The sequence below is a fragment of the Pseudomonas sp. YL2 genome (genome assembly GCF_023063025.1).
Lineage (GTDB): Bacteria > Pseudomonadota > Gammaproteobacteria > Pseudomonadales > Pseudomonadaceae > Aquipseudomonas > Aquipseudomonas putida_A.
The window spans coordinates 126,740-141,765 of record NZ_JAJSLU010000003.1; the positions used below are offsets into that span (position 1 = coordinate 126,740).

The 15,026-nt window shown below is 59.7% G+C and carries 15 protein-coding genes and 1 pseudogene; 3 read left to right on the forward strand and 13 right to left on the reverse strand.

What is annotated here, in order from left to right:
• Window positions 1-95 precede the first annotated feature (95 nt).
• A complete protein-coding gene (locus LVD08_RS05910; protein WP_247267705.1) occupies window positions 96-770 on the reverse strand; it encodes a hypothetical protein in 675 nt (224 codons plus the stop codon).
• Between the two features lie 604 nt (window positions 771-1,374).
• On the opposite strand from LVD08_RS05910, the gene LVD08_RS05915 reads away from it, so the two are divergent.
• The 3 genes and pseudogenes from LVD08_RS05915 to LVD08_RS28195 form a co-directional block, all read left to right on the forward strand.
• A complete protein-coding gene (locus LVD08_RS05915) occupies window positions 1,375-1,734 on the forward strand; it encodes a DUF6124 family protein (protein WP_098967851.1) in 360 nt (119 codons plus the stop codon).
• A 343-nt stretch (window positions 1,735-2,077) separates the two neighbouring features.
• On the forward strand, window positions 2,078-4,996 hold the full coding sequence (locus LVD08_RS05920; RefSeq protein WP_247267706.1) for a hypothetical protein: 2,919 nt from the start codon (window positions 2,078-2,080) through the stop codon (window positions 4,994-4,996).
• Between the two features lie 8 nt (window positions 4,997-5,004).
• Window positions 5,005-5,127 (forward strand): annotated as a pseudogene (locus tag LVD08_RS28195) (DUF6124 family protein); the annotation flags it as partial.
• Window positions 5,128-5,356: 229 nt separating this feature from the next.
• Here the strand turns inward: LVD08_RS28195 and flhB are convergent.
• The 12 genes from flhB to LVD08_RS05980 all read right to left on the reverse strand — a co-directional run bounded on the left by flhB (window position 5,357) and on the right by LVD08_RS05980 (window position 14,868).
• Complete coding sequence (gene flhB, locus LVD08_RS05925; RefSeq protein ID WP_247267707.1) at window positions 5,357-6,496, reverse strand: flagellar biosynthesis protein FlhB; 1,140 nt, start codon at window positions 6,494-6,496, stop codon at window positions 5,357-5,359.
• A gap of 3 nt (window positions 6,497-6,499) precedes the next feature.
• Entirely contained in the window at window positions 6,500-7,285 is a 786-nt protein-coding gene (gene fliR / locus LVD08_RS05930; RefSeq protein ID WP_027613914.1) for a flagellar biosynthetic protein FliR, read from the reverse strand.
• 3 nt (window positions 7,286-7,288) lie between these two features.
• The gene (gene fliQ, locus LVD08_RS05935; protein WP_007920026.1) at window positions 7,289-7,558 is read right to left on the reverse strand and encodes a flagellar biosynthesis protein FliQ; all 270 of its coding nucleotides are present in this window, start codon (window positions 7,556-7,558) and stop codon (window positions 7,289-7,291) included.
• Entirely contained in the window at window positions 7,555-8,313 is a 759-nt protein-coding gene (gene fliP / locus LVD08_RS05940; RefSeq protein ID WP_003222895.1) for a flagellar type III secretion system pore protein FliP, read from the reverse strand. The genes fliQ and fliP overlap by 4 nt, the downstream gene beginning before the upstream one ends.
• The gene (gene fliO / locus LVD08_RS05945; RefSeq protein ID WP_103368107.1) at window positions 8,313-8,765 is read right to left on the reverse strand and encodes a flagellar biosynthetic protein FliO; all 453 of its coding nucleotides are present in this window, start codon (window positions 8,763-8,765) and stop codon (window positions 8,313-8,315) included. Before fliO ends, fliP begins: the two co-directional genes overlap by 1 nt.
• Window positions 8,766-9,224, reverse strand: a complete 459-nt coding sequence (gene fliN / locus LVD08_RS05950; RefSeq protein WP_003222891.1) for a flagellar motor switch protein FliN — start codon at window positions 9,222-9,224, stop codon at window positions 8,766-8,768.
• Between the two features lie 55 nt (window positions 9,225-9,279).
• Entirely contained in the window at window positions 9,280-10,248 is a 969-nt protein-coding gene (fliM, locus tag LVD08_RS05955) for a flagellar motor switch protein FliM (RefSeq protein WP_003222890.1), read from the reverse strand.
• A 9-nt stretch (window positions 10,249-10,257) separates the two neighbouring features.
• Window positions 10,258-10,761 carry a flagellar basal body-associated protein FliL gene (gene fliL / locus LVD08_RS05960; protein ID WP_047599975.1) on the reverse strand — a complete coding sequence of 168 codons (504 nt, stop codon included), beginning with the start codon at window positions 10,759-10,761 and terminating at the stop codon, window positions 10,258-10,260.
• A 212-nt stretch (window positions 10,762-10,973) separates the two neighbouring features.
• Window positions 10,974-12,368 (reverse strand): flagellar hook-length control protein FliK, encoded by a 1,395-nt coding sequence (locus LVD08_RS05965; protein WP_247267708.1) that lies wholly within the window; start codon window positions 12,366-12,368, stop codon window positions 10,974-10,976.
• A gap of 106 nt (window positions 12,369-12,474) precedes the next feature.
• Window positions 12,475-12,822, reverse strand: a complete 348-nt coding sequence (locus LVD08_RS05970; protein ID WP_097090138.1) for an Hpt domain-containing protein — start codon at window positions 12,820-12,822, stop codon at window positions 12,475-12,477.
• A 37-nt stretch (window positions 12,823-12,859) separates the two neighbouring features.
• On the reverse strand, window positions 12,860-14,557 hold the full coding sequence (locus tag LVD08_RS05975; protein WP_247267709.1) for an ATP-binding SpoIIE family protein phosphatase: 1,698 nt from the start codon (window positions 14,555-14,557) through the stop codon (window positions 12,860-12,862).
• 5 nt (window positions 14,558-14,562) lie between these two features.
• Complete coding sequence (locus LVD08_RS05980; RefSeq protein WP_166495475.1) at window positions 14,563-14,868, reverse strand: STAS domain-containing protein; 306 nt, start codon at window positions 14,866-14,868, stop codon at window positions 14,563-14,565.
• Between the last annotated feature and the right edge of the window lie 158 nt (window positions 14,869-15,026).

Here is a 15,026-nt window from a genome sequence, read left to right on the forward strand (position 1 = left end):
TTGCCAGAAGCTGGGCGCCATGGAGCCGACCGCAAAACAGACGCAGACGGCTATCACCCTTAGCCCAGGTGAAAAAAATCAGAAAACCCGCGCACTCACGGATACCCGGCAGTCAAAATTTGCTCTGGATTAATCTCACCAAGACGCAAATCGCGGCCCACCAGGTAGCGTGTACCCTTACGGATCGGCTTCCCTCCCACGTCGACAAGCGCTTCCTCAGAATCGCCCAAAGTCACGATTTCCTCAGGCTGATGAAAAGGATTGTCGGGATTTGCCTTCAACACACTCAGTGCCCAGACAAAGTAAATGTCCGGCACATCCTGCGGCTCGATCTTCCGTTCGACCTCCGGCTCGACCTCCCATCGAAAGTCCTGCCCACCGGTGACCTGTAACTGATCACCGACCATGTGAAATTGTGGTTTGTGATAACGCATCAGTAGGCCATCGCCATTGCTACTCCATGTATCGTAGTAGTTGTTGGGCGAAGAAAAAACGCTGACCAACTCTTCAACAGTGCCAATGTTGCCGGCGGCACTATTGAATCGGTTGTAGAGACTATGGTGGGCTACCCCGTCCAACCTTGGCTTGATCGCATTGATATACGAACCGAGATAGCCCGGCACATACGCATCGCTCATGTGCACGAAATGCGTGAAGTCCAACACCGCATTAAAAGTGAACGTGCAAGCGATATGATCGGACTCTTTCGCCACCGACCCGGAAACGAAATCAAACCTCATTCCTTCAAGCTTTCTGTAATTCTCTGGCATGACCTTCTCCTTGGCGAATGTTAAAGACAGGTCAGAAGGCGACTTGCCCGTGAAACCTGCCAAGGAACATGGAATAGCTGAATGCCCTGTGTGTCCACTGTCAGAACTAACAGGTAGAGGTCTTTTTCAGATAAACGGAAGGTCGCGGTCTTCTGAATTATCAGGAATCGCGCCGCAATGAACACAGATTGGCGGTATCACACAGATCCTCTGTGGGAGCGGGCTTGCTCGCGAAGAGGCCATCTGCGCCACCACAGAATCATGAGCAGCACTTTTAAACGCTGGCGTTTAAAAGACACCTCCAGACACGCCTTGCGGGCTACATATTCTTGCGCCATTGCCTACAGCTACGCCAGAATCCGCCGGCTTGTGCGCCTTGGGGTCGGGTTCTATTGTGGGTCGGTCGCTGACGAATCAGCGATCGGGTCTCGCAGCCCGCTGATTTCTAGACGCACAACTTCCGTCCTCGTTTATGGCGGCTGTACGTGGGAGACCTTTGGGTCTGCCGGTTCTAGAGTCCCGGTCTGCGACCCGCGTATAGCTGCCACCTCCCTTTCGTATCGCAGCGAAATGTGGCAGCTCCGTCGACTCTAGGAGCTTCACCATGATCAAACCAACACCCAACCCACCCGAATCCGACGCCACCTCCCCCTACGAATCCCTCGACTCAAAAAAGCTCCACGAAGCGGCCGACCGCGCCCTCGACCACTACCTCTGCTCGCCCGGCGCCACGCCCATTCAACGCAAAACCCGCTCGATGTACGCCGTGACCGCAGACTTCAAAAACGAAGAACTGCTGGCCGATGCCTGCGAAACACTCGCTTCAGCCAGAACCATCGCCAATGACTTCGCCCATCTGATACCGGCGTCGCAGCGCAGGACGCTGTTGGGTATTGCGCAATTGATCATGCTCGGCGAGCTGGCGGTGAATCGGGCTCTGGATAATCTTGAGTTGCCGCAGTAGCAGGGATCTGTGACAAGCCCTGAGTGAGGCGTTGTGGCTGCTGACGTCTTCGCGAGCAAGCCCGCTCCCACAGGGATTGGTGTCGATCACAAACCCGTGCCTGCACGCCGAACCCGTGGGAGCGGGCTTGCTCGCGAAAGCGGCCTCACAGTCGACACATGTCTTCAGGCATAAAAAAACCGCCACCTCATTTGACCGGACTGCGGTTTGTCGCCTCTTTCCTTCAGCCCACATGACCACTTGTCGGAAACCCGCCGGCACCTGTTAGATCTGACAGGTGCCTGATTCCTCCAACGCGCGCTCAATAACTCCGTTATCCAGCGCCCCGACCGGAGTTCGTCAAATGTCCAGCCAGCAAACCCCTCAAGCCCTCAGACCTCTGTATTTTCCGGCACTGGTCAACCTCAGCCCTGCCGAACACTATGACGGCGGCATACCCATCAGAGCCGTGGAAGGCGATCTGCAAGGCATCATTCCCGCCTGGCTGACCATGTCCGTTGGCGATCTGGCCGAGGTGTTCTGGGGCAATGACAGCGCCGCGGTCTGGAGCAAGACCCTCGAGAACGATACCGAGCTCAACCAGGACGTGGTTTTCACCATTGCCAAGGGCCAGGTACTTGAGGGGGATGCCACGCCAGTGTTCTACCGCATCACGCGCAAGAACCAGATCCCGGAAGACTCGACGCCCGTCCTGACCTTGCTGGTCAAACTCACGCGTCCCGGCGAGTACGACGACATTCCCGGCGATGACGGCCACTCCGATCTCAATTTCTCCCTCTCCCATAAAGAGGTCGATGAAAACCTGCCGCCCAGCGGGGTGACGATGTACATCGTGCCCTACCGCAACCTCACCCGATACGACCGCATTCTCGCCCGCTGGGGCAGCCAGCAAGAGGTGCATGTCGTTACGCCGGAACAGGCCCAGAACCCGATCAGAAACCCGATCGAGGTTGTCTTCAGCCGCGCCGTGATCGACGCCGCCGGGGACGGCAATAATGTGGCGGTGGCTTATCAGGTCATTGACCGCTGCGGTAATTACCCGGACGAACGCGCGCCGTGGTCAGCGACGTGTGAATTGCTGGTGGACCTGGGGGGCAATCGGCTGAACGAACCGCAGGTGCTGGTCAACGGCATTCCAACCGCCAGCATCGACCTCGACCAGCTCGGAGATGACGATGTGATCGCCCGCGTGTACCTCACCAAGGACGATTTTGCGGTGGGCGACAAGGTGCTCCTGACCTGGATCGGCACCCCGGCGCAAGGCTCGCAGATCATCGTCGGGCCGCTGGAGAAAGAGGTGTTGTACGTGCCCTTCCAGCTCGATTTCCCCATCCCCAACGCCGCCGTCAAAGCCATCGCCAAAGGCGCAGCCTCGGTCGGCTATGTGCGCCGTCGCAGCGGTGAAAGCGACCGCCCCTCAAAAAATGCCAGCGTCACCGTGAATGGTGACATCAGCCAGTTAGTCGCCCCCACCGTCGACGAGGCACCGGGCGGCACGCTGCCACCCGAAACGCGCTGGGCGACTGTGCAGATCCCTTGGTATTTCGGTCGCAACAGCAGCGACCTGATCAACCTGATCTGGCAAGCCCAGGCCCCCGGTGGCGGCACCGTTTATTACGAAGACTCGCGTCCGGTCGGCAACGTAGCGGACAATCAGCCCGTCCTGCGCAGCGTGAGCAATGCCGAAATCCAGCGTTTCAACGGCCTGAACGTCAAGGTCTATTACGTCGTCACCAACAGCGAAACGGGGCTGTTGAGCGTTCGCGAGTCGCTGCCGTTCATGATGCAGGTCGGCGTGGCACTGCCGACGTTCGACCGGCCTGAAGTCGAGGGCGCAGATGCCAACGACGTGCTCGATCCGGACAACGTGCCACCCACCGGTGCCACGCTGGTGGTGCCGTACCTCGGCACCCGCGACAAAGATCGCGTGAGCTACCGTTGGCGCGGCTCCGCCAGCGGCGGCAGCATCAGTAGTCATGTCGATCTGATCCCCGCCTCTGCCGGCAAGCCTGTGCGCATTACCGTGGATAAAAAATACGTGACCACCAACCTGAACGGTACGGTGGTTGCCGATTACAGCATTCAGCGGGCGGGCGAGACACTGGGGCATTCTCATGAGTTGGCGTTGCGCATCGGGACGGCGCTGGGGGAGCTGCCGCCACCGTTCCTTGTAGCACCGGCCACCGATCCGATTGATGTCCTGGCCTACCCGGACGGGGTGACGGTGCGCATCGAGTTCCTTGAAGCATTGAGCGGCGACCAGGCATGCCTGGAGGAAGACAATCCACCGGCAGGTTGGCCGCCGTTTCCTTTGGTGGAATTCAACAGCAACAAGCGAGTGAACACACTGTTGAGCCCCGCATTCTTGGCGGCGCGACATGGAACGGTGATCGAGCTGCGCGGGAACTTGTATCGCAACGGTGGCCACGCTGGCCAATCAGACGCGATCAAGGTGAGACTGCTGAAAATTATCGATGAAGACCCGCGTCTTCCAACACCTAATATCGACGGCAACACCAGTAAAGAGTTGAGCGTTCAAGACCTCACAACAGACGCACGGATTCTCGCGCAAAGATGGCCCTTGTTCGAACCAGGACAACCGATCTGGGCAACCTGTAGAGGCTTTGACAAGAACGGCGAGCCGATAACCAACGACGTCAGGTCGGGAGAGCCCAATGACTCGCCGGATGGATTGTCCCTAGCGGCTCCGATTGAGTGGTTAAAAGAACTGAAGGACGGAACTGAGCTGACGATCAGCGTGAAAGTAAATCTTGACGGAATAGCCAGTGAGTTGACCGCGACAGCCTGCCCACCTCGAATCTATAACCTTAGAGGCACCCAGAGAGATGAAAACTTTGATAATGTCCCGCCTCAACTTATAGGGCCATTGGAAACTTTGGATACTGGTGCGATAAGCATCATTAATCAAAGCTCAACAGGATCACTGAAAATCGTCACATTTAATAGGGATAGCGCTTCAGGGGCGATAGAAGGAAACGTGTTAATTAACGAGAGCGCTGTAACCAAATTCAGGATAGAGCTCAAAGCCCCCGTGCAAAAATTAAGCTTTTACTACGCAGACGTTCAAGCCACCCTCGGAAAGATCCTGTTCTATGGCCCAGAGGGATATATAGACGAAAGACCACTAATCAGCAGCGCAGGTATTTCACAGTTAATTTTTTCCGCACCAAATATAAATTACATTGAATTTCATAACGAGGGCGTAGAACAAGTAATTTTTGACAATTTCATGTTCAACTGATTTCTGTAAATAACTTTGCCCACCTCATACCGGCGTCGCAGCGCAGGACGCTGCTGGGGATCGCGCAACTGATCATGCTCGGCGAGTTGGCGGTGAATCGGGTGCTGGATAATCTGGGGTTGCCGCAGTAGCAGGAATCGGTGACAAGCCTTGAATGAAGCGTTGTGGCTGCTGACGTCTTCGCGAGCAAGCCTGCTCCCACAGGGATTGGTGTCGATCACAAACCTGTGCCTGCACGCCGAACCCGTGGGAGCGGGCTTGCTCGCGAAGGCGGCCTCACAGTCGACACATGTCTTCAGGCTTAAAAAAACCGCCGCCCCGTTCAATCGGGATGGCGGTTTTTATTGCGTCACTGTCAAGTCAGGAATCGCGCCGCAGATCCGGCGGGATCGGCAGATCGTCTTTCAGCGGATCCGGGCGCTTGCCCTTGCCGGCGCGGTACTGGCGGATCTGGTAGACGTAGGCCAATACCTGAGCGACCGCCAGGTACAGGCCGCCGGGGATTTCCTGCTCGAGTTCGGTGGAGTAGTAGATCGAACGCGCCAGCCCCGGCGATTCGAGGAGCATGACGTTGTTGGCGACGGCGATTTCGCGGATCTTCAGCGCGAGGAAGTCGCTGCCCTTGGCCAGCAGCATCGGCGCGCCGCCCTTCTCCGAGTCGTACTTGAGCGCGACGGCGTAGTGGGTCGGGTTGGTGATGACCACGTCGGCGTCGGGAATCGCCGCCATCATCCGCCGCTGCGACATCTCGCGCTGGGTCTGACGGATGCGCTGCTTGACCTCCGGCCGACCTTCCTGATCCTTGTGCTCGTCGCGCACTTCCTGCTTGGTCATCAGCAGTTTCTTGTGCGCTTCCCAGAGCTGCACCGGCACGTCGACGGCGGCAATGATGATCAGGCCGCAGGCCAGCCACAGCGTACTCCAGCCGACCAGCGTGACGCTGTGAATGATCGCCATTTCGAGCGGCTCGTGGGCGATCCGCAAGAAATCATCGACGTCCGCCGACAACACCACCAACGCCACCCCCAGGGTGATCAGAAACTTGGCCAGCGCCTTGAGCAGCTCGACCACAGCCTTGAACGAGAACATCCGCTTCAGGCCCGCCGCCGGGTTCATCCGGCTGAATTTCGGCGCCATGGAGCCGGCCGCAAACAGCCAGCCACCGAGGGAGATCGGCCCGATCAATGCCGCCAGCAACAGGGTGATCATGATCGGCTGGATCGCCAACAGTGCCATCTGGCCGGACTGCAACAGGAACCTGCCCATGGCCCCCTGATCCATGACCACCTCGCGCGAGAGGGTGAAGTTCAGGCGCATCAGCTCCATCAGGTCTTCGGCCAGCATGCCGCCGAACACCAGCAGCGCACCGGCACCGGCCATCATCACGGCGAGGGTGTTGAGCTCTTTGGAACGGGCAATCTCACCCTTCTCACGGGAGTCCTTTTTGCGTTTGTCCGTGGGGTCTTCTGTTTTGTCCTGACCGCTTTCGCTCTCTGCCATGGCTCAGCGCGCCCGTGCCAGTTCGCGTAACAACTGCAAGGCCTCGGAGGCCAGCGGTTGATACTGATTGAGGATGTCCGCCAGACCGACCCAGACGATGAACAGGCCCAGCACCAGGGTCAGCGGGAAACCGATGGAGAAAATGTTCAGTTGCGGCGCGGCGCGGGTCATCACGCCGAAGGCGATGTTGACCACCAGCAGCGCGGTGACCGCCGGCAGCACCAGCAGCAACGCCGCCCCGAGAACCCAGCCAAGCTTGCCGGCCAGCTCCCAGTATTGCGCGGTCATCAACCCGCCGCCGACCGGCAGCGTGGTGAAGCTTTCGGTGAGCACTTCGAAGACCACCAAGTGGCCGTTCATCGACAGGAACAGCAAGGTCACCAGCATGGTGAAGAACTGCCCGATCACCGCCACCGAGACACCGTTGGCCGGGTCGACCATCGAGGCGAAACCCATGCCCATCTGGATCGCGACAATCTGCCCGGCCACGGCAAACGCCTGAAAAAACAGTTGCAGGGAAAACCCCAGCACCGCACCCACCAGAATCTGCTCGGCAATCAGTAACCAGCCACTGAGAGCAAGCGGACTGACGTCTGGCATCGGCGGCAGCCCCGGGGCAATGCATACGGTGATGGCCACGGCGAAATACAGGCGTATCCGCCGCGACACCAACGTGGTGCCGAACACCGGCATGACCATCAGCATCGAGGCGACGCGAAACAGTGGCAACATGAACGACGCCACCCAGGTACTAATCTGGGTGTCGGTCAACTGAAGCAGCGATTGCATGGCTTAGCCGATGACCATCGGAATGTTTTTGTACAACTGAATGATGTATTCCATGAACGTCTGCACGATCCACGGGCCGGCGACGATCAGCGTCACCAGCATCACCAGCAGACGTGGCAGGAAGCTCAGGGTCTGTTCGTTGATCTGCGTTGCCGCCTGAAACATCGCCACCAGCAAACCGACCAACAGGCTCGGCACCACCAGAATCGCGACCATCAAAGTGGTCAGCCACAGCGCTTCACGAAAGATATCGACCGCAACTTCCGGCGTCATGGCGAGACACCTCCGAAACTGCTGGCCAGAGTGCCAATAATCAGCGCCCAGCCATCCACCAGTACGAACAGCATGATCTTGAACGGCAGCGAAATGATCAGTGGCGAGAGCATCATCATACCCATCGCCATCAACACACTGGCCACGACCAGGTCGATGATCAGGAACGGGATGAAGATCATGAAACCGATCTGGAACGCGGTTTTAAGCTCGGAAGTGACAAACGCCGGCACCAGAATGGTCAGCGGCGCCTGATCCGGGGTGGCAATGTCAGTGCGCTTGGACAGACGCATGAACAGCTCCAGATCGCTGGTGCGGGTCTGGGCGAGCATGAAGTCCTTGATCGGTACCTGAGCCTTTTCCACCGCCTGCTGCGCGGTGAGTTTTTCCGCCAGATACGGCTGCAGCGCATCGTTGTTCACCCGATCGAACACCGGGGCCATGATGAACATGGTGAGGAACAGGGCCATGCCGGTGAGGATCTGGTTCGACGGCGTCTGTTGCAGGCCGAGGGCCTGACGCAGGATCGAGAAGACGATGATGATCCGGGTGAAACTGGTCATCAGGATCACGGCCGCCGGAATGAAGCTCAGCGCCGTCATGATCAGCAGGATCTGCAGGCTGACCGAATACTCCTGCGCGCCATCGGCGTTGGTGCCCAGCGTGATCGCCGGGATCGACAACGGATCGGCGGCGAACGCCAGCGGCGCGGCCAGCATCAAGGCCAGCGTCAAGACGATGCGTAGCGCACCCATTACTTCTTATCCTTCTGATCCTTGCCGAGAATCTTCAGCAGATGCTGGGCAAATTCCGGGGTCGCTTTTTCGCTGCTGCTCGGCACTTGCACCGGCTCCTTGAGCACATGCAGCGCAGTGATGGTGCCAGGGCTGAGGCCGAGCAGAATCTGCTCGTTGCCGACCTGCACCAGCATCAACCGGTCACGCGGACCGAGTGCGCGGGAGCCGATCAGCTCGATCACCTGGCCCTTGCCTGCTGGCCCCGATTGCTGCACCCGGCGCAGCAGCCAGGCGAGGAAGAAGATCAAGCCCAGCACCAGCAACAGACCGAACACCAGTTGCGTCAGTTGCCCGGCCACGCCGCTGCTGACCATCGGCGCGGTGGCAGCAGGCACGGTCGTCGCCGTCGACGGCTCGGCGGCCAGCACGCTCAATGGCAGTGCCAGCAAAGCCCAGAGAAACCGTTTCACTCAGCGCAGCTTCTTGATGCGTTCGCTTGGGCTGATCACGTCGGTCAGGCGGATGCCGAACTTCTCGTTGACCACCACCACTTCACCGTGCGCGATCAGCGTGCCGTTGACCAGCACGTCCAGCGGCTCGCCGGCCAGACGATCAAGCTCGATCACCGAACCCTGGTTCAGTTGCAGCAGGTTGCGGATGTTGATGTCGGTGCTGCCCACTTCCATCGAGATCGACACCGGGATGTCGAGGATCACGTCCAGGTTCGGACCGTCCAGCGTCACCGGATCGTTGTTCTTCGGCACGCTGCCGAACTCTTCCATCGGCAGGCGGTTGGAGCTTGCGGCGCCAGCGTCGGCGGCCAGCAGCGCGTCGATGTCAGCCTGGCTGCCATCACCGGTCTCTTCCAGGGCCGCAGCCCATTCGTCGGCCAGTGCCTGATCGTCCTGGGCGTTCATTTCGTCGTTCATCATGTGTCCTCGGCGGGCAACAATTCAGTTAAATACGTGGGGTAAGAGCGCCGCTTCAGCGACGCTCGATCGGCTCGATCACCTGCAACGCGAGGTTGCCTTTGTGCGAGCCCATCTTGACCTTGAAGGCCGGTACGCCGTTGGCGCGCATGATCATGTCTTCCGGCATCTCGACCGGGATCACATCCCCCGGCTGCATGTGCAGGATGTCGCGCAGCTTCAACTGGCGGCGGGCCACAGTGGCGCCGATCGGTACATCGACATCGAGCACGTCCTGACGCAGGGCGTTGACCCAGCGCTCGTCCTGATCGTCGAGGTCCGACTGGAAACCGGCATCGAGCATTTCACGCACCGGCTCGATCATCGAGTACGGCATGGTTACGTGCAGGTCACCGCCACCGCCATCGAGTTCGATGTGGAAGGTGGAGACCACGATTGCTTCGCTCGGGCCGACGATGTTGGCCATGGCCGGGTTCACTTCCGAGTTGATGTACTCGAAATTGACTTCCATGATCGCCTGCCAGGCTTCCTTCAGATCGACGAAGGCCTGCTCCAGCACCATGCGCACCACACGCAATTCGGTCGGGGTGAATTCACGCCCTTCGATCTTGGCGTGACGGCCGTCGCCGCCGAAGAAGTTGTCCACCAGTTTGAACACCAGTTTGGCGTCAAGGATGAACAGCGCGGTGCCGCGCAGCGGTTTGATCTTGACCAGGTTGAGGCTGGTCGGCACGTACAGCGAGTGCACGTATTCGCCGAACTTCATCACCTGGACGCCACCGACGGCAACGTCCGCCGAGCGGCGCAGCATGTTGAACATGCTGATGCGGGTGTAACGGGCAAAACGCTCGTTGATCATTTCCAGAGTCGGCATGCGTCCACGGACGATGCGATCCTGGCTGGTCAGGTCGTAGCTTTTGACACTGCCGGGTTCGGCAGCGTTATCGGTCTGTACCAGACCATCGTCGACGCCATGCAACAGCGCGTCGATTTCATCCTGGGACAGCAGATCCTGCACGGCCATGTCGTGTTCCTACTGCAGTACGAAATTAGTGAAAAGCAACTGTTCGATCACCACTTTGCCCAGCTCTTTCTGCGCCACTTCCTGGACGCTGGCGGTAGCCTTCTGGCGCAACATCTCCTGGCCGACCGGGGTCGCCAGCGTGGCGAAATCCTGACCGGAGAAGAGCATCACCAGGTTGTTGCGGATCACCGGCATGTGCACTTTGAGCGCCTCCAGATCGGCCTGGTTACGCGCCAGCATGGTGATGCTCACCTGCATGTAGCGCTGACGGCCGTTCTGGTTGTAGTTGGCGACAAACGCCGGTGCCATCGGCTCGAAGATCGCCGGTTGCTTGCCGACCGGCGCAGCCTCGGCCGCTGCGGCAGGCTTGCTCTGAGCGCTGTGCATGAAGTACCAGGTCGCGCCCACGGACACACCGATCGCCAGCAGCAGAGCCACCACGATCAGGATGATCATCTTGAGTTTGCCTTTGGTCGCGGGGTCTTTTACAGCTGCTGCTTCGCTCTTCGCCATGCCAATAATCCGTCACTAATCGGGTTTTCACAGTCGCACGGCAAGGCAAGAGCAAGTGTTATGCCAGAAGTGTCGGGTCAGATTGGAAGGCACTGTAAAACCAATGTGGGAGCGGGCTTGCTCGCGAATGCGTTGTGGCAGCCGACATTGATGTCGATTGAACAACCGCATTCGCGAGCAAGCCCGCTCCCACAGGGGGATAGAGCGTTGTATCAGGCGTAATAGTCGACCGCGCTGCTGCCGATCACGCTGGTGGTTTGTTCAGCGGCTTCAGCCACTGCCGCCGGCGTCAGCTCTTCTTCCGCCGAATCCAGGCGTCCACCAACGGCGCTGGTGCGACCACTCTGGCCCTGCTGCGCCTGTTCCTGACCCTGCTGACCCTGCCAGCCACGGCTCTGGTCGGAGACATTGACGTCGACCTGGCCCATGCCCTGCTGGGTGAACATGTCACGCAAGCGATGCATCTGACCGTCGAGCGCTTCGCGCACGCTTGGGTGCGCGCTCATGAAGGTCACCTGGGTCTGCTGGTCCGGAACCATGTTCACCCGAATATCCAGACGCCCGAGTTCCGCCGGCTGCAATTGAATATCCGCCGCCTTCAGGTTGGCGCTGGACAGGTACATGACGCGGTTGACGATTTCTTCGGTCCAGCCGCTCTGGTGCATGGCGATCGGTTGATTCACCGGCACCGCGTTCGCGGTTTTCGGAGTGGCCGCCTGAGTCAGCGCCGCCAGACGGTTGGCGAAATCATCGACACGGGTGTCGCTGGTAGCAGCCTTCAGATCTTTCAGGCCATCGTCGATCAGGCCGCTGAAGGCCTTTTCACCATTCTGACTGGTGCTGTCCTTGTCGGCCTGCACGTCGAGCATGCTCGCCATGCCGGCAGCGAAGTTCTGCGCCGCAGTCAATTCACCGTCGGCCTGAGCCTGGGCCGGTGTAGCTTTGGGTTGGGCCTGGCTGCTGGCGGAAATGTGCCCGCCCTGCTCCATCGCCATACGCAGCGCCGGCAACGAGTCGAGTGGATCGGCCGCCGGGTCGAACGCGCTATCGGTTGATGCCGCCGGATCTTTGACCACGGCTGGCGCCAAGGTGGCGGCCACGACCGGCGTTTCGGTTTTGGCCGGTTCCGGTGTTGCAGCGACTGGCGCTGCCACCACCGGCGCGGTCACCAGCGGCTGCACGGTTTGCGCAAGTGCCGGATCCAGCGCCGGATCCACCGGGGTGGTGTCCGCCACTGGCGTCTGCGCGCTGTCGGCAGCAGCATCGGCGGCGGCCTTGTCAGCGGCGGCCTGATCATCGGTGGTGGTCGACGCGGTCTTGTCGGCAGGCAAGGCATTGCCGCTATCGGCAACGGTCTGTTGCGTGGCGGCAGACTTATCCTTGGCGAAATCTTTCTTGTCGCTGTTGTCGGCAACCTTGTCGCGCGCCGGTTTCAACGAACTGTCAGAGTTCGCAAGAGTCTTTTTCGGGCCTTGATCGGCGAACACCTGAGCGAAGCTTGAGGCCTTGTCCCCGGTGTCTGCGGCCATGACCGGCGTTTTCGCGGCGGCGGCTTGCGCCTTGGCCTGGGCGGCAGATTGAAGAAGAACATTGGGGGTCGCAGGCATGACACGGTCTCCGCTGCACTGGGATCGTAGGTACAGTTGACGAGGAATATTGCAAGTGTCGGGCCAGATTTGTCCGGCGCTTGCGAAAAGCGCCGGACGGCAGGGTTCAATGGGTCAGGGCGTGCTGGCGTTCGTCTTCGTAGATCGGGCGAACATCGGCGAACTCGCGACTGATGTCAGCCACCAGCCTGGCAATGTCCGAGGGGATTTTATTTTTGGCTTCCGATTCCAGCTCCTGGCAGAGCGCTGCCAACCGGACAGCTCCCATGTTGCTGGCGCTGCCCTTGAAGCTGTGGGCAACTTCAGACAAAGCCTTGGCATCCGCCGTGTTCTGCAGCTCAGCCAAGCGACTTTCGGAATCGGCCAGAAAGGTATCCAGAAGCTCCGGATAACCCTCCTCCATGACTTCGCGCAGTACGCTCAGCGCCTCGCGATCAATATGTGTGTCAGTCACTTGTTCACTCCTTGATCAAGAATCGGCGAATTATGCCTCAACCCTCCCAGAAAAACTCCACGCAAGCACTGCGACCTTCGTCCGACCAACTGGCGTTATGCCCTAACTGGCGGATCAGGCTGACCCCGCGCCCCGACAGACGGACACCATCCAGCGGCCGCTCCATCACCCGCGCCACGTCAAAACCCTTGCCGCTGTCCTCGACGCGGATCACCAGACAACCACCGGCACCTTGCGGCTTGACCTGTAGATGCACGCGCACGTAACCGTCCTGCAGGGCTTCGAGCCGCTCGTTGCGCTGTTCATAGTAACGAGCGAAGCCACTGGCATCACGCTTCAGGCTGGAATCCAGACCAAGAACACCGTGCTCCAGCGCGTTGGAGTACAGCTCGGCGAGCACGCTGTAGATCGCCCCGCCCTGGGTGCGCAAACCGTGCACTTCCTGCAACAACTGCAGCAGATACGGCAAAGGATTGAAGCGCCTGAGCGTCGCCCCGCGAAACTCGAAACCTACCGACCAGTCCAGCGGACAGGATTGACCACTGTCGGAATACACCGGTGCCGACGGCATCACCTGCGCCGCCTCCAGCAAGCTGATCTCGACCATGCTCACATCGTCGCGGGGCTCACCGCGAAAGGCGTGCAAGGCCTGCTCGATCTCGGCGAACAGGTTGTCCGGCTCACGATTGGCGGCGAACAGCTGCTGCAAACGCTCGACACCAAACAACCGGTCGTCGGCGTCAGTGGTATCGATCACCCCGTCTGACAGCAGGAACACCCGGTCGCCCACGGCCATGGTCTGTACTTCGGTACGATCATCAAACGCTTGCGGACTGAGCACCCCCAGCGGCAAATGGCGCGCCGCCAGCGGCACCCGTTCGCCGGTGGCGATCCGGTGCAGATAACCGTCAGGCATGCCGCCGTTCCACACCTCTACCGAACGCCGCTGAAAACTCAGACAAAGCATGGTCGCGCAGCAGAACATGTCCACCGGCAGGATGCGCTTGAGCTTGGCGTTCATCTCGCGCAGGGTTTCGGCCAGGCCGTAGCCCTTGGCAGTCATGCCGTAGAACACTTCGGCCAGCGGCATCGCCCCCACCGCCGCCGGCAATCCGTGACCGGTGAAATCACCGAGCAGCACATGCATGTCGCCGGCCGGGGTGTAGGCCGCCAGCAGCAGGTCGCCGTTGAACAACGCATAGGGCGATTGCAGATAACGAATATTCGGTGCACTCAGGCAACCGGAATGCGCGACCTTGTCGAAAACGGCTTTGGCCACGCGCTGTTCGTTGAGCAGGTAATCGTGATGTCTGGCGATCAGATCGCGCTGCTGCAGCACCGTGGCCTGCAAGCGGCGCAAGCGATCCATCGCCTTGATTTTGGCGGCGAGGATCACCTGGTTGTAAGGCTTCGCCAGAAAGTCGTCGCCACCCGCCTCCAGACAACGGGCCAGCGCTTCACTTTCGGTCAGCGAAGTCAGAAAGATGATCGGCACCAGGGTTTCCCCCGCCAGCGCCTTGATCTGCCGCGCCGCCTCAAAGCCGTCCATCACCGGCATCATTGCGTCCATCAGCACCAGATGCGGTGGCTGACGCTTGAACACCTCGAGCGCTTCGGCGCCATTGGCGGCGGTCAGCACTTCATGGCCCTGACGGCGGACGATGGTCGACAACAGCAGACGGTCGGCGGCGCTGTCTTCGGCGATCAGGATCGTAAGCGGCTCTTGCGCCTGCATGGCCGTCAACTGATGTCGAACAGTTTGTCGAAGTTGGAGATGGCGAGGATCTTGCGCACGTCGGAGTTGCTGTTGATCACGCGTACATCCGAGTCGTCGCCGCCAGCGTGATCGCGCAGCAGGAGCAGCATGCCCAGCGCGGAGCTGTCGAGGTAGGTGGCATCTTTCAGATCAACCACGATGGAGTCGGGTTTCTGGTCAAGTCGCTCATAGGATTCGCGAAACTCCTGATGGCGCCCAAAATCGAACCGCCCCTTGACCGAAATCGTCAGTTTTTGACCATCCGGAGAGACTTCTGTAACGACTGACATTGACTGGCTTCCTTGTCATTGACGAACGTGTACAAGGTTTAGCACCTGGACAGGGTTGGGGCAAGGCTCAGCGCAGAAGCAAATGTGGGAGAGCTGAGACCAACCCCCAACACCGAGCAACCGTTGAAACCACCGTTCCCTCCCCCCTCCCATCCGAC